20 protein-coding genes are annotated in these 21,545 nt (G+C 54.1%); 12 read left to right on the forward strand and 8 right to left on the reverse strand.

What is annotated here, in order from left to right; all coding sequences use genetic code 11:
- Window positions 1–33 precede the first annotated feature (33 nt).
- Window positions 34–1,536 (reverse strand): S41 family peptidase, encoded by a 1,503-nt coding sequence (locus DY252_RS15010; protein WP_231959768.1) that lies wholly within the window; start codon window positions 1,534–1,536, stop codon window positions 34–36.
- Between the two features lie 381 nt (window positions 1,537–1,917).
- On the opposite strand from DY252_RS15010, the gene DY252_RS15015 reads away from it, so the two are divergent.
- The 7 genes from DY252_RS15015 to rsmA all read left to right on the forward strand — a co-directional run bounded on the left by DY252_RS15015 (window position 1,918) and on the right by rsmA (window position 11,513).
- Entirely contained in the window at window positions 1,918–3,684 is a 1,767-nt protein-coding gene (locus DY252_RS15015; RefSeq protein WP_064789733.1) for an acyl-CoA dehydrogenase family protein, read from the forward strand.
- A 214-nt stretch (window positions 3,685–3,898) separates the two neighbouring features.
- The gene (lptF, locus tag DY252_RS15020) at window positions 3,899–5,017 is read left to right on the forward strand and encodes an LPS export ABC transporter permease LptF (protein WP_231959767.1); all 1,119 of its coding nucleotides are present in this window, start codon (window positions 3,899–3,901) and stop codon (window positions 5,015–5,017) included.
- Window positions 5,014–6,117, forward strand: coding sequence for an LPS export ABC transporter permease LptG (gene lptG / locus DY252_RS15025; protein ID WP_064789731.1), 1,104 nt, complete (start codon window positions 5,014–5,016; stop codon window positions 6,115–6,117). Before lptF ends, lptG begins: the two co-directional genes overlap by 4 nt.
- Window positions 6,118–6,153: 36 nt before the next feature.
- Window positions 6,154–8,307, forward strand: a complete 2,154-nt coding sequence (locus DY252_RS15030) for an LPS-assembly protein LptD (RefSeq protein ID WP_245960853.1) — start codon at window positions 6,154–6,156, stop codon at window positions 8,305–8,307.
- A 6-nt stretch (window positions 8,308–8,313) separates the two neighbouring features.
- On the forward strand, window positions 8,314–9,594 hold the full coding sequence (locus DY252_RS15035; RefSeq protein ID WP_064789729.1) for a peptidylprolyl isomerase: 1,281 nt from the start codon (window positions 8,314–8,316) through the stop codon (window positions 9,592–9,594).
- 27 nt (window positions 9,595–9,621) lie between these two features.
- The gene (gene pdxA / locus DY252_RS15040) at window positions 9,622–10,638 is read left to right on the forward strand and encodes a 4-hydroxythreonine-4-phosphate dehydrogenase PdxA (RefSeq protein WP_064789728.1); all 1,017 of its coding nucleotides are present in this window, start codon (window positions 9,622–9,624) and stop codon (window positions 10,636–10,638) included.
- Window positions 10,639–10,643: 5 nt separating this feature from the next.
- Window positions 10,644–11,513, forward strand: coding sequence for a 16S rRNA (adenine(1518)-N(6)/adenine(1519)-N(6))-dimethyltransferase RsmA (gene rsmA, locus DY252_RS15045; RefSeq protein WP_064789727.1), 870 nt, complete (start codon window positions 10,644–10,646; stop codon window positions 11,511–11,513).
- Between the two features lie 23 nt (window positions 11,514–11,536).
- Here rsmA and gmk read toward each other — a convergent pair whose 3' ends face one another.
- Together gmk and DY252_RS15055 are read right to left on the reverse strand one after the other, a co-directional pair.
- Window positions 11,537–12,169: a guanylate kinase gene (gene gmk, locus DY252_RS15050; RefSeq protein ID WP_063088361.1), complete on the reverse strand. Its 633-nt coding sequence runs from the start codon at window positions 12,167–12,169 to the stop codon at window positions 11,537–11,539.
- A gap of 20 nt (window positions 12,170–12,189) precedes the next feature.
- Window positions 12,190–13,074: a YicC/YloC family endoribonuclease gene (locus DY252_RS15055; protein WP_064789726.1), complete on the reverse strand. Its 885-nt coding sequence runs from the start codon at window positions 13,072–13,074 to the stop codon at window positions 12,190–12,192.
- Window positions 13,075–13,266: 192 nt separating this feature from the next.
- On the opposite strand from DY252_RS15055, the gene DY252_RS15060 reads away from it, so the two are divergent.
- On the forward strand, window positions 13,267–14,058 hold the full coding sequence (locus tag DY252_RS15060; RefSeq protein WP_064789725.1) for an SDR family NAD(P)-dependent oxidoreductase: 792 nt from the start codon (window positions 13,267–13,269) through the stop codon (window positions 14,056–14,058).
- Between the two features lie 65 nt (window positions 14,059–14,123).
- On the opposite strand, the gene mltG is transcribed toward DY252_RS15060, so the two are convergent.
- The 5 genes from mltG to fabD all read right to left on the reverse strand — a co-directional run bounded on the left by mltG (window position 14,124) and on the right by fabD (window position 18,607).
- Window positions 14,124–15,098: an endolytic transglycosylase MltG gene (gene mltG, locus DY252_RS15065; RefSeq protein WP_064789724.1), complete on the reverse strand. Its 975-nt coding sequence runs from the start codon at window positions 15,096–15,098 to the stop codon at window positions 14,124–14,126.
- A 29-nt stretch (window positions 15,099–15,127) separates the two neighbouring features.
- The gene (gene fabF / locus DY252_RS15070) at window positions 15,128–16,387 is read right to left on the reverse strand and encodes a beta-ketoacyl-ACP synthase II (RefSeq protein WP_064789723.1); all 1,260 of its coding nucleotides are present in this window, start codon (window positions 16,385–16,387) and stop codon (window positions 15,128–15,130) included.
- A gap of 88 nt (window positions 16,388–16,475) precedes the next feature.
- A complete protein-coding gene (locus tag DY252_RS15075; RefSeq protein WP_008890547.1) occupies window positions 16,476–16,712 on the reverse strand; it encodes an acyl carrier protein in 237 nt (78 codons plus the stop codon).
- 170 nt (window positions 16,713–16,882) lie between these two features.
- Window positions 16,883–17,623, reverse strand: a complete 741-nt coding sequence (gene fabG, locus DY252_RS15080; RefSeq protein WP_064789722.1) for a 3-oxoacyl-[acyl-carrier-protein] reductase — start codon at window positions 17,621–17,623, stop codon at window positions 16,883–16,885.
- Window positions 17,624–17,665: 42 nt separating this feature from the next.
- Entirely contained in the window at window positions 17,666–18,607 is a 942-nt protein-coding gene (fabD, locus tag DY252_RS15085) for an ACP S-malonyltransferase (RefSeq protein WP_064789721.1), read from the reverse strand.
- A 642-nt stretch (window positions 18,608–19,249) separates the two neighbouring features.
- Here fabD and rpsF point away from each other — a divergent pair.
- Genes rpsF through rplI form a run of 4 tightly spaced genes read left to right on the forward strand, consistent with a single transcriptional unit; the run spans window position 19,250 to window position 21,483 of the window.
- Window positions 19,250–19,627, forward strand: a complete 378-nt coding sequence (rpsF, locus tag DY252_RS15090) for a 30S ribosomal protein S6 (RefSeq protein WP_008890544.1) — start codon at window positions 19,250–19,252, stop codon at window positions 19,625–19,627.
- 22 nt (window positions 19,628–19,649) lie between these two features.
- Window positions 19,650–19,883, forward strand: coding sequence for a 30S ribosomal protein S18 (gene rpsR, locus DY252_RS15095; RefSeq protein ID WP_008890543.1), 234 nt, complete (start codon window positions 19,650–19,652; stop codon window positions 19,881–19,883).
- Window positions 19,884–19,927: 44 nt separating this feature from the next.
- Entirely contained in the window at window positions 19,928–20,869 is a 942-nt protein-coding gene (locus tag DY252_RS15100) for a DUF2232 domain-containing protein (protein ID WP_245960854.1), read from the forward strand.
- Window positions 20,869–21,483: a 50S ribosomal protein L9 gene (gene rplI / locus DY252_RS15105; protein WP_064789720.1), complete on the forward strand. Its 615-nt coding sequence runs from the start codon at window positions 20,869–20,871 to the stop codon at window positions 21,481–21,483. Before DY252_RS15100 ends, rplI begins: the two co-directional genes overlap by 1 nt.
- Window positions 21,484–21,545 lie beyond the last annotated feature (62 nt).

The raw sequence follows: 21,545 nt of genomic DNA on the forward strand, positions 1-21,545 counted from the left end.
GCGCTTTTTTGATGTCACATCAGGCGATACCGATCAGAGACCTGCGCGCAGCAGCGGCTCCATCTGATTACGGTAATTTGCCAGCGGGCCTTTATCGAAATAGCCCACCGCACATTCAAGAACGGAATCGCGAAGCGGTTTCTCACCCTCGCCCTCTGCCAGATTTTCCTCTAGATTCTCGCGGCTCGATTTGCCGAGGCGTTCGATCTCGATATCCTGTTCGCAGCTGGTGGCCTCAAGAGTTGCCAATGACTGACGCGGATCGCGACGGCGCGACGGCAGTGCGTGCTCAAGATCAATCTCGCGTTCGAATTCCTCTGCATCCGCCAGCGTAATTTCGATATCCGGGATCACACCATGACCCTGTACAATGTGATTTTCAGGTGTGGTGTAGTAACCGGTGGTGATTTTAAGCCCACCGCCGGACGTCAGCGGCATAATGCGCTGCATTGACCCTTTGCCAAAGGACCGCTCCCCGATGATGATGCCGCGGCCGTTTTCACGGAGGGCCGCTGCCATCAGCTCTGCACCGGATGCCGAACCACGATCGAGCAGGATTGCCATAGGTACTTTCTCAAAGAAATCGGACCGGTCGGCTTCGTAGCTCCTCAGTTTGCGCTCCCCACGTCCTTCGGTGGCAACGATCAGACCTTCTGTCAGAAACTGATCGGCGATATCTGCCGCACTGTCGAGAAGCCCACCCGGATTACGGCGCAAATCGACAATAATGCCGCGCGGCGATGCAATGCGGTCTTCAAGTTCCTGCAAATATTCCTGCGTTTGGTCGAGTGTGGTCGCGTCAAACCGCGACACCCGGATATAACCGATATCCTGATCAATGATGCTTGCTGTGACCGAGGGCACCTCAATCCGGGCCCGCTTCACCGTGACATCAAAGCTGTCTTCGACACGCTGGATGGTCAGGGTCACCGGATCCCCGACCCGGCCACGCATCCGACGCACGGCCTCTGAAATCGGTTCGCCGACCATCTGGTAGCCATCAATGTGCGTAATCCGGTCATCCGGTCGCAAACCGGCGCGTGCCGCCGGTGTATCATCAATCGGAGAGACGATCCGGATGCGCTTTTCATCATCAAGGGCAATGACGATCCCGACACCGGCAAAGCTGCCTTCTGTACTTTCCTGCAGGCGGCGGAACATATCGTCGGTCATATACGCGCTGTGCGGATCAAGGTCATGCAGACTGTCATCAAGCACTGCACCAACCACACCGATCGGCGATGTGTCATCGGTTTCAAGGTCGCCCAACATCGCAATGCTGTTATCAACAAACGCCACGCGATCAATTTGCTCGACATAGGTTTCCGACAAGACCTGAAGTGCTTCGACATAAAGCTTGTCGGCATGGGCAAACTGTTCTTCGCTCGCGCCAGCGGTCACGCTGGTGCGGTAAGCGTCCAGAAATCTGCGTTCTTCATCGCTTGGCCATGCCGGTCCGGCACAGGCCACCAGTCTTGTCCCGGCGAACGAAATCACCACCGCAAACAAAATTGGCAATATTCCTTTACGCAGCAACAGCTTGCTCCTGTCCTTCGATTTTTTTGACCAAATGCATATTGAACATCAAGTGGCCTTGAACAACGACAAGTCTAGCCTGCCTTTTTTCGATTGGCGACCCCTTGGCAAATAATAGATGCCAGATCACGCAACTTTTACCTGTTTAAGGTATCGAACTCGGGTCTTGGGAACATATCGGTAGTCTTTTGTCATTTCGCCAGTGTGAAAGCCACAAAGCGTGACTTAAACCAATGTTGAATGCATCCTGTCGCCCGAATAGACGAATCAGACTCGATCTTGCGGGATCGGGTCGTTATGCTACGAGGCAATAAAACAAGGTTGGCAAAAGGCCGACTGTTCCGAGCGGGCGGCTCACATTTCAGGGAGACGTCTTTTTTCATGAGCGACTTTACGCCCCCCATTTCAGATATCCGTTTTCTGATCCATGACGTGATTGGGCTGGATACGGTTTCCAACCTGCCGCCCTATGGTGAAACCAGTGCGGATCTGGTTGACGCAATCCTTGAAGAAGCAGGGAAATTTGCAGCCTCCGTGCTCGCCCCGCTCAATCGCGTCGGCGACCAGGAAGGCGCAAAACTTCTTGAGGACGGTACTGTTCGCACACCAACGGGCTGGAACGAGGCCTATGCGCAATTCTGTGAAGGTGGCTGGCAAGGCATATCCGCCCCGGAAAGCGAAGGCGGCATGGGCTTGCCAATCTTGCTTGGCGCAGCTGTTGCCGAAATCTGGCAGGCGGCCAATATGGCCTTTGCACTTTGCCCGATGCTGACATCCGGCGCGATTGAGGCCCTTATTGCCCATGGATCAGTCCAACAGCGTGAACTTTACCTCTCGCGCATGATATCAGGTGAATGGACCGGCACCATGAACCTGACCGAACCACAAGCCGGATCGGACCTCTCGAAAGTGCGCAGTACAGCCGTTTTGCAAGAGGATGGTAGCTACAAAATTTCCGGTCAAAAGATTTTCATTACCTATGGCGATCACGAGATGACCGAGAACATCGTGCATCTCGTTCTGGCCCGAACGCCCGATGCCCCTCCCGGTGTCAAAGGCATTTCACTGTTTGTCGTTCCGAAATATCTGGTCTCGGACAGTGGTGAAATCGGCGCACGCAACGACGTCACCTGTGTGTCGCTTGAACACAAGCTTGGCATTCATGCCAGCCCGACGGCGGTTCTGCAGTTTGGCGACAAGGGCGGTGCGACCGGCTTTTTGGTTGGCGAAGAAGGCAAGGGACTGGCCTATATGTTCACCATGATGAACAACGCAAGGCTTGCCGTTGGCCAACAGGGTGTCGCCATTTCCGAACGCGCCTATCAGCAGGCCCTTGAGTATGCCAACACGCGCAAACAGGGACGAGATGCCAAAACCGGCGAAGAGGCGCTGATCTCGATCCACGGTGATGTGCAGCGCATGTTGATGCGCATAAGGTCTTCGACCGATGCCACGCGCGCACTTTCGCTTTATGCCGCCGCCCAGCTTGATCTTGCTCACCACCTTCCTGACAACCAGGATCGTGCGGCAGCACAGGCGCGTGCCGACCTTTTGATTCCGCTGGTCAAAGGTTGGGCAACGGATATTGGCGTCGACAATGCATCCCTTGGCGTGCAGATCCACGGCGGCATGGGCTTTATCGAGGAAACCGGGGCCGCCCAGCATCTTCGTGACGCCCGCATTGCGCCGATCTATGAGGGCACCAACGGCATACAGGCGCTTGATTTCATCGGACGCAAAGTGCTTAGGGATCAGGCGGCCGCACTGACAGCAATGCTTGCAGATATCAAGGAAACGATCCACGGCCTGAAAGATATCGATGAAACAAGCGACCTCGCCAAGGCACGCCGTGAACTGGATCACGCAATCGTCGATCTCGAAAATTCAACGGATTGCGTGTTGGAACGCTGTGCTGCGGATGCTGATATAGCACAGGTGCTTGCCACACCGTATTTACGTCAGGCCGCCCTGTGCATTTCCGGATGGCTGATGCTGCGCTCGCTTGGCGCAGTGAGCAACACTGAAACACCAGCAGACCTGCGCAAGGCTAAGAAGAAAAGCTGCATATTCTTTTTCACTCAACTCCTGCCAGAGGCCGCTTTCATGGCAACACAGATCAGGAATTGCACGGAAACGGAATTGCTTTAACCGCAGTCATAATTTTGCCGCGCTTTTTGATCATCACGACGTCGCACCATCGCCACAAATGTAAAACGATGGTGCGACTTATTTGGCGCCCCTATTCAACCCATCCGATCTTAACGATACCAACCGACCAATATTCGGAATTCCCGCAAGATTTGAACGGGTTTGACGACAATTTCCTGTTTCGGTTTTTGATTGCTTGTCTATAATCCGCCCAATGAATCGCTTAACCCGATATATGCTCAAACAGCAGCTGATCATGATGGTCTTTGTCACACTGGGGCTTCTATGTGTGATCTGGCTGTCGCAAAGCTTGCGCTTTGTTGAAATGATTGTGAATCGGGGCTTGTCGATCTCGGTCTTTTTGCAGCTGACATCCCTGTTGCTGCCCAGCTTTCTGACGATCATTATTCCGATTGCACTGTTTTTCGTTATTGTCTTTACCTACAACAAACTGATCCAGGACCGCGAACTCATCATCATGCGCGCGGCGGGATTGAGCCAGTGGGCACTCGCCAAGCCAGCCCTGATTGTCGCACTTTTGTCGACCGCGGTCTGTTATTTCCTGACACTGTTCTACCTTCCCTACAGCTACACACAGTTCAAGGAATTGCAGTTCTCGATCCGCAATGATTTCTCATCGGTCCTGTTGCAGGAAGGCAGCTTCACCGACATTGACGGCTTGACCATTTACGTTCGCGAAGTCGGCCGGGATAACGAATTGCTGGGAATTCTGGTGCATGACGCACGTGATCCCGATGCCCAAACGACCATGATGGCCAAACATGGCGCCTTGCTGAGGACTGACGAGGGTCCACGCATTGTTCTGCTTGATGGCAACCGTCAGGAAGTCAATGCCGACGACGGCACCATGTCGATCCTCTATTTCGATCGCTATGCGGTTGATATTGCGCAAGGCGCTGTAGACGAGGGCCTTCGCTATCAAGACGCGCGAGAACGCAGCGTTGAAAATCTCTTAACTGCCGTCCCCCCCGACATAATAGAAAGAGACCTTAATGCCTTTCGCGCAGAGGGGCATGACCGCCTGATCTCGCCATTGAATGCCATCGCATTTGCCAGCATTGCACTAGCTGTCCTTGTATCAAGCAGCTTCTCCAGACGGGGTCAGACCGGCAGATTGTTGCTTGCAATTGGTGTCATGGTAGTTTTTCAAGCAACCGGTATTGCGATGAAAAATCTTGCTGCCAAAAATCCGTCGCTTGTGCCATTGATGTATATGAATGCAATGATACCAATTGCCCTGGGGCTTTACTGGACATTCCGTGGTCCGGTTATCAAGGCAAGGCGCGCAATAAATCAAGAGGCGGAAGCATGAGAATTTCCCCGCTTCTGACATGGTATTTTGGCAAGCATGTCCTGATTTCGATCCTGTCTATTCTTGCACTCCTGATCGGTCTGATCCTGATCGGTGACACTATCGAGCTCCTTCGCCGTGCAGGCAATAAACCGGACGCCACGGTGAGCATTGTCTTGCAGATGGCCGCTAGTCGCATTCCGTTCATGACTGAGAAAGTCCTGCCTTTCGCCGTTCTGTTCGGGTCGATGTTTTCATTCTGGAAACTGACCGGAAATCAGGAGCTTGTAGTCACGCGCGCGGCAGGTGTCTCTGCATGGCAATTCATGCTACCACCTATCTTATGCGCCATCGTTCTTGGCAGCCTTCAGGTAGGCGCACTTAATCCGTTGTCCTCGATCCTGCTTCAGAAATACGAGACGCTTGAAGCACGCTATTTGCAGAACAATGCAAGCGTCATGAACCTGTCATCAAGCGGTCTATGGTTGCGGCAAGGCACGCAGGATGGTCAGGCGGTTATTTTTGCGCGATCGGTCAGCAACCAGCAGGGCGACCAACTCGATCTGCGAAACGTCACAATCTTCCGTTTTGAAGATGCGGATGATTTCACGATGCGGATCGATGCCGGTCGGGCAGTCCTCGAACCAGGAACTTGGCGTTTCTATGATTCATGGACCTTCGTCCCCGGACAGGCCAGCACCTTTGCAGAAGAAACGATGCTGCCCACCAATCTGACGGCGCGGAAGATACAAGACAGCTTCGCGTCCCCGGAGACCATGTCATTCTGGGACCTGAAGCCGTTCATCACACTGCTTGAACGTGCCGGTTTTAATGCCACTCGTCACCGCATCCATTTTCATAGCCTGTTGTCGAGACCTTTACTTTTATGCGCCATGGTTTTGATTGCGGCTGCATTTTGCCTTAAATTTTCTCGACGTCGACGCGCATCCCTTGTTATCGGTGGGGGTGTTGCATCTGGCTTCATTCTATATTTTTGCACAGACGTGATTTCAGCTTTGGGCGTTTCCGGCGGAATTCCACCGATATTGTCGGCGTGGGCTCCAGCTGGAATTTCTTTGTTGCTCGGGGTTACTACATTGCTACATCTTGAGGATGGCTAGCCGATGGTCATGGCGGGGGGAATGATAAAAAGACTTGTGACCAGCACCATTCTGGGCTGTGGGATCTTCGTTGGTGGCGGTATTGCGAGTTTGCACTCAGCCACGGCTCAAATAACTGGCTCAGAAGTTCCTCCGCCGGAACCTGCCATTTTGTTCAGTGCCGACGAGGTCGATTACAATCAGGAACTGCAAACCGTTACTGCGCGTGGAAATGTCGAAATTTCCCGAGAAGGACGTATATTGCTTGCTGATACGGTGAGCTATGACCGATCACAGGATGTTCTCACGGCTTCGGGAAATGTCAGTATCACTGAACCGACCGGCGAAGTCACATTCGCCAGCTACGTCGAACTGAGCGGCGATTTCAAGGAAGGAATCGTTCAGGATATTTATGTCCTGTTGGATGAGAACACCCGGATTGCCGGCGCTGGTGCCCGTCGCAGCGGCGGGAACTTTACCGAGATTGCCAAAGCCGTATATTCCCCCTGCAAAGTCTGTGAAGACAATGGCAGCAGTTCGACACCGCTTTGGCGCATTCGCGCGGCGCGCGTGCTGCATGATTCAGACAGTAAAACGGTGGAATATGAAGACGCTCGTCTTGAAGTCGCGGGTATTCCTGTTCTCTACACCCCATATTTTCAGCACCCAGACCCAACCGTGAAACGGCAGTCCGGCTTGCTTGCGCCATCATTCGGCAGCACCAGCCACGTTGGAAGCTACTTCAGCCAACCCTATTACTGGTCGATCGACAATAGCAAGGACATGACTTTCACGCCAACCTACACAACCGATGAAGGTCCTGTCCTCGCAACCGAGTACAGACAGCGTCTGGACAGTGGAGAATTCGACGTCGTCAACAGCATTACCAGAGACACAGAGGATGACTGGCAAGGCCATATTGACGCCAAAGGACGGTTTGACATTGATCCGACGTGGCGTTGGGGCTTTGACGCCGAACAAGCCTCAGAAAAAACATATCTCTCACGATATGGTTTTGGCTCACCTTCTGTCCTGACCTCGAACCTATTTACCGAGGGGTTTCGCGGCGCCAGCTACACGCGCGCTGATGCATACTACTTCCAAGGCTTAAAGAGTGATGATGACCGGGACACGACCCCCATTGTTTTGCCGCATCTGCAGTTTCACGGACAATCCGCGCCAGCAAAATACGGTAGCATAACAACCTTGGACTTGGATGGCCTCTCCTTGACCCGTGATGAGGGTACCAATTCGCATCGTGTGTCTGCCAAAGCCGGTTGGGAGCTCCCTCACGTGGGCACAATGGGTGATGTTACCAAACTTAGTCTCTCCGTCCGAAGTGACAACTACCTCGTCTCAGACGTATCTCGCACTAACAGAGAAAACTACAGTGGATATACGGGACGCCTGTTGCCATTGGCTGCGATTGATTGGCAAATGCCGTTCGTAAACAGCCAAGGCAGCTACCAACAGGTCATTACTCCAATCGCCATGGCGGCTTGGTCTCCGAACGGGGGCAATCCTGATGAGATTCCGAATGAGGACTCGCAGTCGTTTGAACTGGACGATATCAACCTGTTCTCGCATGACAGGTTTGGCGGCCTAGATCGCGCAGAAGACGGTTTCAGGGCAAGTTATGGCCTTGAGTGGGGTATCTACGGTCCCCAAGGAGGCTATACCAGCGCAATGTTTGGCCAAAGCTACCGCGCAAATGAAAATGATACTTTTGCCCGAGGCTCTGGACTAGATGAGCATCTTTCAGATTATGTTGGCCGAGTGACTGTTGCCCCGAACCAATATCTTGATCTGACATATCGCTACCGTCTTTCAAAAGACGATTTTTCTGCTCGCCGAAATCAGGTAACTGCGACTGTCGGATCACTCGATACGTTACGCCTGAATGCAACGTATCTCCACTTCACAGACGAAGCAGGTAGCGAAGAATTCAATGAGCGTGAGGAAATCTACTTCCACGCGCAACGTCAATTTAATCAGTACTGGTCGGGTCAAGCGTATGGGCGCTACGACATCGATGAAACCGACCCCTTGGAATATGGTATCGGTTTCGTTTATGAAGATGAGTGCTTCATCTTCGATGGCCGTGTCCGACGGACATTCTATCGGGATCAGGATCTAGGTGAATCTGACGAATTCCTTTTCCGTCTCGTTTTCAAGACCCTGGGTGAGTTTGCATCTGCAGCCGGATTGTAAGTAAAAATGATTTTCAATATTTCGATTTCGACTTCCGTAAAAATCTGCGCTGTGATGATTGCTGTCACACTATCGATGATGGTCGCACCAGTTCGTGCACAGTCGCCCGTTGGCGTTGCTGCGGTGGTCAATGATGACCCGATTTCAGTCATTGATCTGGTTGAACGTATCAAACTTGTTGCCGTGTCCTCCAACATCGAAATGACACCTCAGCGCAGCAACGAGATGGCGCCGCAGATTTTGCAGCAACTGGTCAATGAAAAGCTGCAACTCCAAGAAGCCGAGCGTCGTGGCATCGAAGTCACCGATGAAGACATCGCGCGCGGCAAGTCAATGATCGAGCAAAATGCCGGCCTTCCGGACGGCATGCTCGACAGGTATCTGTCGCAACGGCAAATCGCATCCGGAACGATTGAAAATCAGATCCGCCCGCAGGTCGCCTGGCAAAAAGTTCTTGGCAGCATGCGGGGTGAAGTTCAGATTTCCGAAGCCGAGATCGACGACACGCTTGAGCGCATCATCAGCAACCAGAACAAGCCGCGCAACCGGGTTCAGGAAATTTTCCTGCCTGTTGATAATCCTCAGGACAGCACGCGCGTTTACCAAACCGCGCAAGAAATCCGCGATGCCCTGAACAAGGGTGCCGATTTCGCAGGTCTGGCTCGACAGTTCTCAGCCAGTGCGAGTGCTGCCAATGGAGGCGACCTTGGTTGGCTGTATGCCGGTGAAATGTCGGCTGACTTGCAGCAGGCAGTCAACCAGCTGCAACCCGGTGACGTAAGTGCGCCGGTCCAGACCGTCCGCGGATATTACATCGTTAAACTGCTGGACCGTCGCGTTGGTGACACCGATGCTGTTACCGACACCAGACTGGACCTTTATCAACTGTTTGTCCCGATTAGCGGTGACATGCCCCAAGACCAGATTGACGCCAAAATCGCAGTCCTGCAAAACACCCGTGAAACGGCAAATAGCTGTGATGCGATGGCAAATGTCGCTGTCGACCTTGGATCTGATCTGAGCGGTAAGATGGAAGGCATTTCGCCCGGCGAACTTTCTGGCCCGATCCGCCAAGCCGTCACCAATCTTGATGAAGGAACACCGTCCAACATTATTCAGGTTGATGGCGGTGCATTGATGGTGATGATTTGTAACATCACCGAAGAAAGCAACCTGCCCAGCCGTCAGGACATTGAAAACCGTCTGCGGTTGGAACGTCTTGATATTCTGGCACGCCGCAAACTTCGTGAACTGCGCCGTCAGGCATTTATTGATATCCGGATCTGATCCGGCTGACAGGACCCCGATAGCAAGATGACAGAACGCGCCCCCATCGCATTGACGATCGGCGAGCCCGGCGGCATTGGCCCCGAGCTTGCCATCAAGGCATGGCTGCGTCGTACGCAGGATGAGCTTGCACCATTTTGCCTGATCTCGCCTGTCAGCATGATCACTCAAGCAATCGCCCGAAGCGGTACTGATGTTCCGGTGCGCGTGATCCAGACAATCAACGAAGCCACGTCCGTTTTTAAGGATGCCCTGCCGGTTCTGGAAATCACAGATAGCGCAACCGAAGTCGTTTCAGGTGTAGCATCGCCTAAAACAGCCAGCGTCGTGATTGAGAGCATCACAAAGGCCGTCGAACTGGCGACCACGGGTAAAGCAAGTGCCGTCGTCACCAACCCGATCCAGAAAAGCGCATTGTATGAAGCGGGCTTCGGCCATCCCGGCCATACGGAGTTTCTGGCAGAGCTCGCAGGACCGGGCACAATACCCGTCATGATGCTGGCCAACAGCAAACTACGCGTGGTGCCGCTAACCATCCATATCCCGCTCAAGGATGTCCCGACACAGCTGAAAACTGAGCTGATTGTCGAGCGTTGCCGGATCACGCATAAGTCCCTGCAAAATGCCTTCGGGATCGCCAAGCCGCGCCTTGCCATTGCCGGGCTGAACCCGCATGCGGGCGAAGATGGCACGATGGGTACCGAAGAAAAAACCATCATGGCCCCGGCTATCAAACAACTGCGTGATGAAGGTGTGGATGTTATCGGTCCCCTTCCGGCCGACACCATGTTCCATGAAGAGGCACGGGCCAATTACGATGTGGCGCTCTGCCCCTATCACGATCAGGCCCTGATACCGGTCAAGACACTTGATTTCCATGGTGGTGTGAATGTCACGCTGGGGTTGCCATTTATCAGAACATCGCCCGATCATGGCACAGCACTTAATATTGCCGGCAAAGGCATCGCGCGCCCTGATAGCCTGATTGCAGCCCTGAAGATGGCAGCAGAAATGGCGACAAAACGCCTTGCGACAGGAGCCTGACCGACGTGTCAGAAGACAACGACAATACTGGCAAGCTTGCCAATGATGGCCTTCCGCCGCTGCGGGAGGTAATTGCGACCCATGACCTGTCAGCGCAAAAGAAATTCGGCCAGAACTTCCTGTTTGATTTGAACCTGACCGGGCGCATTGCCCGTGCGGCCGCACCGCTTGATGATGCCACCGTGATTGAAATCGGTCCGGGGCCCGGCGGCCTGACGCGTGCGTTGCTGTTTAATGGTGCAAAGAACCTGACCGTGATCGAGCGAGATCCCCGTTGTCAGCCGGTTCTGGAGCAAATCAGCAATCATTATCCCGGTGCGCTTCACGTCATTGACGGTGATGCGCTTGACGTCGATGTCACAACACTCGGCCCTGCCCCGCGCAAGATCGTCGCCAACCTGCCCTATAATGTCGGCACGCAACTATTGCTGGGCTGGCTGATGCAGATTGATCAGTTCGCCAGCCTGACCTTGATGTTTCAAAAGGAAGTGGCCGAACGTGTTGTCGCGCGTCCGAAGAGCAAGGCCTATGGGCGTCTATCGGTCCTGTGTCAGTACCTGTGTGACTGCGATATCTTGTTTGATGTTCACCGCAGTGCTTTTACCCCACCGCCAAAGGTGACCTCTGCTGTCGTGCAACTCCGCCCCAAGGCGGATCGCGGCACAGACATCAATCTTGATAGCCTTGCCAAAATTACCCAGGCCGCGTTTGGTCAACGTCGCAAGATGCTGCGCGCAAGCCTTAAGACCCTGAACATCAATGTGGGCGAATTGCTTGCAAAGGCCGGGATTACAGAAACCGTCCGGGCCGAGGAGCTTAGTGTTGCGGATTTTGTCCGCCTGACACAGGTTCATGATGAAATGGCCGCTTCGTAAAGCGGCCATTTTTCTATCTGGTATCAGTCTGTCAGAAGCTTTTTGACAAAGCCCGGCAAGCCTGTCTGGCGTTCGCGCTTGATCCGTTCAGCACCGATAATGTGTTGAACGTCAGCGATGCAGCGATCCAGATCATCATTGATCAGCACATAGTCAAATTCTTCCCAATGGCTGATTTCCGCACCGGCCTTCGCCATTCGTTTCATGATCACGTCATCGGCGTCCTGGCCGCGATCACGCAGGCGGCGTTCCAACTCACCCGATGACGGCGGCAGGATAAAGACCGATACGACATCATCGCCGCCCTTGTCGCGCAGTTGGCGGGCACCCTGCCAGTCGATGTCAAACAACACATCGCGGCCTTCCGACAGTGCCTTTTCAACCGGTCCAATCGGCGTGCCATAGTAGTTGCCAAACACTTCTGCCCATTCAAGCAGTTCGTCATCGGCAATCATATGTTTGAATTCATCAACCGATTTGAAAAAGTAGTGGGTACCTTCTTCTTCACCGGGGCGGGCCGCACGCGTTGTTGCAGACACCGACAAAGAGATCTTGTCATCGTTTTCAAGCAACTGACGGGTGATGGTCGTTTTCCCGGCACCGGACGGCGCACAGAACACCAGCATCACGCCACGGCGGTTATGCGGATCGATCATGATGTTTCCTTCCCTGCCGCTTATTCGACGTTCTGAACCTGCTCGCGGAGCTGATCAATGATCACTTTAAGCTCCATACCGCAATTGGTCAGTTCAATATCATTCGCCTTTGAGCACAAGGTATTGGCTTCGCGATTGAACTCCTGGCACAGGAAATCAAGCTTGCGCCCGATTGCGCCCCCCTTGGTCAACATATCGCGTGCTGCGCTGATATGGGCTTTGAGACGATCAATCTCCTCGCGGATGTCGGCCTTGGTTGCCAAAATCGCCGCTTCCTGATGCAGGCGTTCGGGGTCGAACTTGCCCGCATCCATCAATTCTTCGACCTGACGTTTCAGACGATCCTTGATAGCGTCGGCACGCGCTGATTCGCAGTTTTCAGCACGTGTAACAGTTGCCTCGATGTTATCGACATGGCCGCGCAGCATCACGTCAAGTTTTTCGCCCTCTTCTGCCCGGTGGGCGGCCATCTGATCGATGGCTTCATTCAGGCTTGCCAGCACGGCGGCATCATTGGCGTCCCGTGTTGCTTCGTCTTCCTGTGGCTCATAGGCTTCAAGCACACCGCGCACATTCATCAGATCTGCAATCGTGCCTGCGGACAGACTGCTGGTATTATCAAACTCCTCGGCGATCTGGACCAGTTCGGAAAGCAGTTCACGGTTCACCGAATAAGCATTGCTATCGCCGGAACGCGTAACATTCAGGGTCACGCCCATATTGCCGCGCTTGAACCGCTTGGAAACCGCATCGCGCACCTTGGCTTCAAGACGCTCAAACCCGCCATTCAGGCGCAGACGAACATCAAGCCCCTTGCCATTGACGCTGCGCAGTTCCCAGGTCCAGCCGAAACCATCGGCCGCGCCATCAACGCGCGCAAATCCGGTCATGCTTGAAACGGTCATCTTTTCATCCAGTTCGCTTTTGTGTTTGGGCGTTTATAACCATTGGCCCGTGTCCCGCCAAGGGTGAACACCGATCATCACGCGATAACGACAATATGGTAAACATAAGCCGTATTTCATAATGCTGCCCTATTGCTGCAGCATGTTCCGCAAAAATCAATTTCCTTATTTCAAAACCCAGTACGAGCAACAATGTCCTTTCAGTACGATGCCATTCTGATCACCGGTGCCAGTTCGGGTATTGGCGCTGCCCTTGCCCGCCATTTCGCGCGCACCGGCGTGACCCTTTTTATCAGCGGTCGCAATCAAACACGCTTGCAACTGGTGGAAAATGATTGTCGCGCCGCCGGGGCCAATGTTTATGCCGACGTTCTCGATGTGACGTCGCGCGAAACCATGGAAGCCTACGTCACCCATTGCGATGAAATTGCGCAGCTCAGCCTCGTTATTGCCAATGCCGGCATTTCGGCCGGTACAGGTGGCCTTGGCGAAAGCCCCGAACAAGTTCGCGATATCTTTGCAACCAACGTTGCCGGTGTCCTGAACACGATTGATCCGGCGATCACGGTTATGCGTGCGCGCAGACGCGGTCAGGTCGCATTGGTTGCATCCCAGGCATCCTGGCGTGGTTTGCCCTCTGCCCCGGCCTATTGCGCCAGCAAGGCCACCGTTCGGGTTTACGGCGAAGGATTGCGTGGTGCATTGGCGCCCGATGGCGTAAAGGTCAATGTCATCTGCCCGGGCTTTGTCAAAAGCCGCATCACCGATTCCAATGATTTCCCGATGCTCTTCTTCATGCAGGCAGACAAGGCCGCAAAGAAGATCGTGCGCGGGCTTGAACGCAACAAGGGCATGATTGCCTTCCCGTGGCAAATGAACCTGATCATCGGAATGCTTAAGATGACACCGCAATGGTTGATGGATCTTGCCGCATCCCGGATCCCGAAGAAAACGTCATCGCCCGATAGCCACGGCGAACACTAGGAAGCAAAAAAGGCGGCATCAATCCGATGCCGCCTTTATCATTTGGTTCGAACTCTTTGGCGTGATCACTGCCCGTCGCGGATGCGACGCCACTTGGCAACGTTGCGGTTATGCTCATTAAGGGTACGGGCAAAGGCATGCCCACCCGTCCCGTCTGCAACGAAGTACAGATCTTCGGTCGCAGCCGGATGCAGGACGGCATAGAATGCATCGCGCCCTGGGTTGGTGATCGGCCCGGGCGGCAAGCCGCTGGTAACATAGGTGTTATAGGGGCTCTCAAAACGCCAGTCCTTGCGCGTCAAAGGACGTTCAAGACGCTTGTCCGGACTAAGAGCATAGGCAACGGTAGGATCAGACTGCAGGCGCATATCGCGTCGCAGGCGATTGATGAATACGCCAGCAACCCTTGCACGTTCGCCAGCAACACCGGTTTCGCGTTCAACGATCGAGGCCAGAATGACAGCCTCTTCAATGGTGTCGAACGGCAATCCTTCCTGACGCCCCGGCCAAAGCTGTTTGACCATTTCATCGTGGGCCGCGCGCATGCGATCAATGATGCTTTGCTTCGTATCGCCAAACGAGAACTGATAAGTTTCTGGCAACAAGGTGCCGTCGACCGGAATATCGGCGATCTCGCCGGTTAATCCGTCAACCAGATTGATCCGATCGACGATTTCGCCCGAACGAAGACCTTCAGGGATGGTGACAAAACGTTTGACCGTATCCCCAAAGGCCAGAATTTCAGCAGCCTGTTTCGGGCTGACGCGGGCCGGGAAATGATATTCCCCCGCACGCAGCGACCGGTCAAGCTGACTGACGCGAACCCCGGCAAGGAAGATCAGCGGTTCGGTGATAATGTTTTCACGCTGGAAAATCTCGGCAATACCGCGCACACCGGTCCCCTGGGGAATGATGATGTCGCGTTCCTGCGCCAAATTGCTCGGCGATGTGTATTGCACATAAACATACACCGCCGCCCCACCTGTGGCGAGAGCAGCGGTGATGATCAGAAAGCCAATAAAAAGCAGAAAACGCTTCAAGGGAATGCTCCCGGGGGTTGCTCTGCTGTTTAAACGGCCTTGAAAACAAGCGATGCGTTGGTGCCGCCAAAGCCGAACGAGTTCGACAGCGCGACATTAACTTTACGCTGTTTGGCTTCAAGAGGAACCAGATCGATGCCTTTGCATGCCTCGGAAGGATTGCGCAGGTTCAACGTCGGCGGAACAACGCCTTCGTGGATCGCAAGGATCGAGAACACTGCTTCAATCGCACCGGCAGCCCCCAGAAGGTGACCGGTTGCCGATTTGGTCGACGACATCGACATTTTCTGGGCATGATCACCGAACAGGCGCTTGACCGCACCCAGTTCGATTTCATCACCCAGCGGAGTCGAGGTACCATGCGCGTTGACGTAATCAACATCTTCCGGGTTCAGACCCGCATTGCGAATGGCATTGCGCATCGAACGGAAGCCGCCATTGCCGTCTTCGGCCGGTGCGGTGATGTGATAAGCATCGCCCGACATGCCGTAACCGGCAACTTCGGCATAAATCCGCGCCCCACGCGCCTTGGCGTGTTCGTATTCTTCGAGAACGACACAACCTGCACCTTCGCCCATGACGAAACCGTCACGGCCTTCATCCCACGGACGGGATGCTTCGGTCGGTGTGTCGTTGTAACTGGTCGAAAGCGCACGTGCAGCAGCAAAGCCCGCCATGCCAAGACGGCAAACAGCAGCTTCGGCACCACCGGCAACCATGACATCGGCATCGCCAAGCATAATCATGCGCGATGCGTCGCCAACGGCGTGTGCACCGGTCGAACAGGCGGTAACCACCGCATGGTTCGGACCTTTAAGACCGTGTTTGATCGAAACCTGACCTGAAACCAGGTTAATCAGACAAGACGGAATGAAGAACGGACTGACACGACGGGTCTTGCCGTTATTGACCAGATCAGTTGCCTCGGAAATCTTGGGCAACCCACCGATCCCAGAACCGATCAAAACGCCGGTTGCTTCCTGATCTTCGTCGGTTTCCGGCTTCCAGCCAGAATCCGCAATCGCCTGATCAGCTGCAGCAACCCCATAAACGATGAAATCGTCCATTTTCTTCATGTCTTTGATCGAGACATGATCTTCAGCGTTGAAAAGTCCGTCACCCTCACCGCGCGGCACGAGGCCTGCGATTTTGGCAGGGATATCCGACACGTCAAACGTATCGATGCTTTTGATCCCGGATTGGCTGTTCAGCAGTTTCTGCCAAGTATTCTGTGCCCCGCTAGCAAGCGGAGTAACAGCACCAATACCGGTAACAACTACGCGTCTCATCCCGCATTACGCCTTTATTCTATGAATCCAGCAAAGACGAAAAGGGCGCCTGAGGATGCCCTCTAGGCGCCCATGTCTAACAGCAAACTTAGCTGTCCGCCTTTTCGATGAAGTCGATCGCGTCTTTAACGGTCAGAATTTTTTCAGCCGCGTCATCCGGAATTTCACAACCGAATTCTTCTTCAAACGCCATAACCAGCTCAACGGTGTCCAGGCTGTCTGCGCCCAGATCGTCGATGAAGCTTGCGTTTTCAGTGACCTTGTCTTCTTCAACACCGAGGTGCTCGACAACGATCTTCTTCACGCGATCTGCGACATCACTCATAGCTCAAATCCTTCAATAGGTTTTCTGTCAGTTAGTTTACACGTGGTACCCGTTGTGTCCCCCTATTGAAGGAGTTCCCGGGAACCGGAAACCGGCAACGAACAATCGCCAGTTTCAATATTTGGTATAGCGGCCTCTTTTAAACAGAAAAGAAGGCAACCCGCAACGGGTTAAATCATCGCCATTCCGCCATTCACATGCAAGGTCTGTCCTGTGACATAAGCTGCTTCGTCACTTGCAAGATACAGAACCGCTGCTGCGATCTCTTTGCTGTCGCCCATGCGACCTGCCGGAATACCGCCCAAAAGCTTTTCTTTCTGGGCATCTCCGAGTTCTTCGGTCATGGCCGTGGTAATAAAGCCCGGTGCCACACAGTTAACCGTAATTCCGCGCGCCGCAACCTCTTGCGCCAGCGATTTTGACCAACCGATCATCCCGGCCTTGGCAGCGGCATAGTTGGTCTGGCCCGGGTTACCGGTCACACCAACGATCGAGGTGATGTTGATAATACGGCCGTGGCGGCGCTTCATCATGCCGCGCAACGAATTGCGCGCAAGCTTGAAGGCAGAGGTCAGGTTCACATCAAGAACCGCCTGCCAGTCTTCGTCCTTAAGGCGCATGGCAAGCTGATCACGGGTAATACCGGCATTGTTGACCAGAATATCAAGCTGACCACCAAGGGCTTCCTCGGCATTTTTGATCAGGCCATCGACCGATTCTTTATCCGAAAGGTTGGCCGGAACAACAACCGCGTTGTCACCGATTTCGGCAGCAATCGCTTCGAGGCGTTCCTGACGGGTCCCCGACAGAGCAACCTTCGCACCGGCGCCCGCCAGAACCTTGGCGATTTCGCCACCGATACCGCCGGTCGCACCGGTTACGAGTGCTGTTTTCCCTGCAAGATCAAACATAAATTTTCGTTCCCTTTGGGTTCGTTCGTGTTCCGGACACTCTTACAGAGCGCCGAGGAATGCTTCGATATCTGCCGGACCATTCACAGCCGTACCGCTCAGATCGCGGTCAATACGACGTACCATGCCGGTCAAAACTTTGCCTGCGCCGATCTCTACCAGATCAGTGATGCCCTGCTCTTTCATATAAAGAACCGACTCACGCCAGCGCACGGTGCCGCAAACCTGCTCTACAAGGAGTTTACGAATGGTTTCCGGATCGTCAGTTTTTTCTGCGGTCACGTTGGCAACGACCGGCTTGCCCGGTGCGTTCATGGTCACAGCGCCAAGCGCCTCTTCCATGCGATCGGCTGCCGGCTGCATCAGGGCACAATGGAACGGTGCCGATACCGGCAACAAGACAGCGCGTTTTGCGCCCTTTTCCTTGGCGATCTCAATCGCGCGTTCCACAGCGGCCTTGTGACCGGAAACAACAACCTGCCCGCTGGCATTGTCATTGGCGGCGGTGCAAACTTCACCCTGTGCTGCTTCTTCGGCAACCGCAACCGCATCGACATAATCAAGACCTAGAAGGGCTGCCATCGCGCCAACACCGACCGGAACGGCGGCCTGCATCGCCTGACCACGGATTTTCAAAAGGCGCGCGGCATCGGAAATGGCAAAGGTGCCTGCTGCTGCAAGGGCGGAATATTCGCCAAGGGAATGGCCGGCAACAAGGTCGCACTTGTCGGTCAGGGTAAAGCCGCCTTCTTTTTCCAGAACACGGGTCACCGCAAGGCTGACCGCCATCAAAGCCGGCTGCGCATTTTCGGTCAGGGTCAGCTCGTTTTCCGGACCTTCGAACATCAACGCGCTAAGCTTTTGTGAAAGCGCATCATCAACTTCCTGGAAAACTTCGCGGGCAACCGGGAATGCGTCTGCCAGTTCCTTGCCCATACCTACCGCTTGCGACCCCTGTCCGGGGAAAACGAGTGCGCGTGTCATTATATTAAATAAACCCTTGTCCGCTTCTACGAAGACTGTGCCGAAAACCGGCCCCTTGAAATTGAGCCACCCTTGATAGCGTGCGCAAGCGCACTGTCAAGAACTGAAACCTGATGGGCGCGGTTGGTTTGATTTTTTATTTCCCAAAACTGCACGTCGCGGTCACACTATAACAATAGTGTGACTTCGGGTTTGACACCCGATTTGCGCGTTTATGGCATATTTTGTGTCATTTACGAAGGACTGGCTGTTGCGCAGCGCACAATACGCATCCCCCACACATCCCCAACCGTCACCGCCGACGCCCCATGGAAAACCAAGGCCTGCTATCGCCTTAAGTCCGAAGATACATTGGATACAAGGACAAACGCCGCCTTCACAATCGCGTGCATGTCGGTTATCCCGAAACCGCAACGCTCAGACCGTGACAGTTCCAAGTCAGAAAAACGCAGGTTTCTGCCGATACTGTCAAAGTCATCGCGCTATCCCGTAATCGGCAAAAAGCTGCATTTGGCGTTGCACTCATGGGCGAAAAGTGTATATTCCGCCGTCTCACGGCTCCTTGCCGGGATTGTCCGGCTATGCCTGCATGGCACGAGGTCATGCAGGAAGAGATAAGCCAAAAGGAGTAATAGGAGTATTATGAGCAAATACGAAAGCGTGTTTATCGCACGTCAGGACTTCTCGACCGCACAGGTCGAAAGTCTGAACGAAAAGCTGACCCAGACCATCGAAGGTCTCGGCGGCAAAATCGCCAAAACCGAATATTGGGGTCTGCGTTCCCTGGCATACCGTGTCAAAAAGAACCGCAAAGGCCACTATACTCTCTTCCAGATCGAAGCTGACAAAGACGCGATCGCGGAATACGAGCGTCAGATGCGCCTGAACGAAGACGTTCTGCGTCAGATGACTGTCAAGGTTGACGAGTTCGAAGAAGAACAGTCTGCCATTCTGCGCAACCGCGACGAGCGCGGCGGTCGTGGCGGTAATCGCCGTGGCGGTCCCCGTCAGAACGGCTAACAGATAGCGAGGAGATAATATCATGGCTGGACGTCGTCTGTTTTTCCGTCGTCGTAAAACCTGCCCGTTCTCGGGTGATGATGCGCCGAAGATTGACTACAAAGATGTCAAACTGCTGCAGCGTTTCGTTTCCGAACGCGGCAAAATCGTTCCGAGCCGTATTACTGCGGTTTCGGCCAAGAAGCAGCGCGAACTGGCGAAAGCCATCAAGCGTGCACGCTTCCTGGCGCTGCTGCCCTACGCAGACCAGGTCTGAGGCAGTCGGCAAGAGACCCTTTTGAGGTCTCGGGCCGGGAGTAAATGATGCAACGTGACACCCTCATAGCGATTGGGACCGGACTTGGCAGTGCCGTTCTGTTCCTGCTGGTTCTATCAGGAAATCCGTTTGCTCTTTTGCTTTCATACTTCGGGCATCTGCCGCTTTTCCTTACGGGATTGTGGCAAGGGCCCAAACGCCTGCTGGTTGCGGCATTTGCCGCATGTATTGCCCTCATTCTTATGGGGGGATTACTGCCTTTCACGGTCTTTATGGTCGTGTTTGCCGGACCGGCGATGTTGTTGACCCGCATGGCGCTGGTCGTCCGGAAAGATCAAAATGGCAATCTTGCCTTTCTGCCTTCCGGAATTGTCGTAAGTGCCATGGCCGTCATGGTCGCGACGGTAATGATCTTCGTTACCGGAACACTGACGGCGGAAGGTGTGGACATTCAGGACTTCATCGCGAAGTTCCTGAGCCAGATGTACTCGGAAATGGGTGTCCCTATGACATCCGATGTTCAGGGTCTGATTGGTATGTTCCAGACTTACTTCCCGGCGATTGCAGCGGTGAGCTGGCTTTTGATGCTGTTCGCCAATGCCGCAATCGCACAGGCAATTTTGGTGCGTGCAGGCAAAAACCTGCGTCCGACACCAAGTATGGCAACCTTTGCCTTGCCTGGCTGGTCACTGTTTGTGTTTGCCCTGGCCGGGTTTACGGTCGGCTTTGCCGATGGTTCGCTGGCTTATGTGGCGCGCAACGTCGCGGTGGTACTGGCAGTGCCGTTCCTGTTTCAGGGATTGGCGCTGGTGCATGGGCAGGCAGCCCGATGGCCGCAAAAACGTGTAATTCTGACGGTGTTTTACATCGTCGCGGTTCTGTCCACCTGGTCGTTTATCGCGATCACCGGACTTGGAATTGTTGAGCATTTAATCAGGCTGCGGGGGAAAGAACCGATGACCCGTAGCAATGAGGAGGATCGGTGATGGAAGTTATTCTGCTCCAGCGGGTAGAAAAACTCGGTCAGATGGGTGACGTAGTCTCCGTCAAGCCGGGCCACGCCCGCAACCGCTTGCTGCCGCAGGGCATGGCCCTTCGTGCAACCAAAGCAAACATCTCTGTGTTCGAAGCACAGAAAGCACAGCTTGAAGCTGACAACCTGGAACGCCGTAAGGAAGCAGAAGCTGTTTCCGAGAAGATGGGTGAACTCGCAGTCACCGTCGTTCGTCAGGCATCCGACGTTGGCCAGCTTTATGGTTCGGTCACTGCCCGCGATATCGCAAACGCAGTAACCGAAGCAGGCTTCACTGTTGCCCGTACCCAGGTCGTTCTTGATCAGCCGATCAAGACCCTTGGTCTGCATCAGGTCCGTATCAACCTGCACCCGGAAGTTATCATTGAGGTAACCGCCAACGTTGCACGTTCTGAAGAAGATGCCGCTGAACAGCTCCGTAAGGGTGCTGCTGTTCTTGGCACCATCGAAGAAATGGAAGCGGAAGAAGAGGAAGCCCTCGAAGCCGCTGAAGAACTCTTCGAAGAAGAAGTTCCGGCTGACCTTGCAGAAGCAATCGAAGCTGACGAAGAAGAAACCAACGCTTAATCGCAGGTTCTTCGAACGATTTGAAAACGGCACATCCGAAGGGATGTGCCGTTTTCTTTTGC

It is taken from the genome of Thalassospira indica, from assembly GCF_003403095.1.
Lineage (GTDB): Bacteria > Pseudomonadota > Alphaproteobacteria > Rhodospirillales > Thalassospiraceae > Thalassospira > Thalassospira indica.

Excerpts from the sequence above, each read along its gene's own strand:
- gmk (WP_063088361.1), bottom strand. The coding sequence starts at position 12,169 with ATGATCGATCCGCATAACCGCCGTGGCGTGATGCTGGTGTTCTGTGCG.
- DY252_RS15100 (WP_245960854.1), top strand. The coding sequence starts at position 19,928 with ATGATGCAACGTGACACCCTCATAGCGATTGGGACCGGACTTGGCAGT.
- pdxA (WP_064789728.1), top strand. The coding sequence starts at position 9,622 with ATGACAGAACGCGCCCCCATCGCATTGACGATCGGCGAGCCCGGCGGC.
- rpsF (WP_008890544.1), top strand. The coding sequence starts at position 19,250 with ATGAGCAAATACGAAAGCGTGTTTATCGCACGTCAGGACTTCTCGACC.
- DY252_RS15075 (WP_008890547.1), bottom strand. The coding sequence starts at position 16,712 with ATGAGTGATGTCGCAGATCGCGTGAAGAAGATCGTTGTCGAGCACCTC.
- DY252_RS15015 (WP_064789733.1), top strand. The coding sequence starts at position 1,918 with ATGAGCGACTTTACGCCCCCCATTTCAGATATCCGTTTTCTGATCCAT.
- DY252_RS15060 (WP_064789725.1), top strand. The coding sequence starts at position 13,267 with ATGTCCTTTCAGTACGATGCCATTCTGATCACCGGTGCCAGTTCGGGT.
- lptG (WP_064789731.1), top strand. The coding sequence starts at position 5,014 with ATGAGAATTTCCCCGCTTCTGACATGGTATTTTGGCAAGCATGTCCTG.
- rplI (WP_064789720.1), top strand. The coding sequence starts at position 20,869 with ATGGAAGTTATTCTGCTCCAGCGGGTAGAAAAACTCGGTCAGATGGGT.
- rpsR (WP_008890543.1), top strand. The coding sequence starts at position 19,650 with ATGGCTGGACGTCGTCTGTTTTTCCGTCGTCGTAAAACCTGCCCGTTC.
- fabG (WP_064789722.1), bottom strand. The coding sequence starts at position 17,623 with ATGTTTGATCTTGCAGGGAAAACAGCACTCGTAACCGGTGCGACCGGC.
- fabF (WP_064789723.1), bottom strand. The coding sequence starts at position 16,387 with ATGAGACGCGTAGTTGTTACCGGTATTGGTGCTGTTACTCCGCTTGCT.
- lptF (WP_231959767.1), top strand. The coding sequence starts at position 3,899 with ATGAATCGCTTAACCCGATATATGCTCAAACAGCAGCTGATCATGATG.
- DY252_RS15035 (WP_064789729.1), top strand. The coding sequence starts at position 8,314 with ATGATTTTCAATATTTCGATTTCGACTTCCGTAAAAATCTGCGCTGTG.
- fabD (WP_064789721.1), bottom strand. The coding sequence starts at position 18,607 with ATGACACGCGCACTCGTTTTCCCCGGACAGGGGTCGCAAGCGGTAGGT.
- DY252_RS15055 (WP_064789726.1), bottom strand. The coding sequence starts at position 13,074 with ATGACCGTTTCAAGCATGACCGGATTTGCGCGCGTTGATGGCGCGGCC.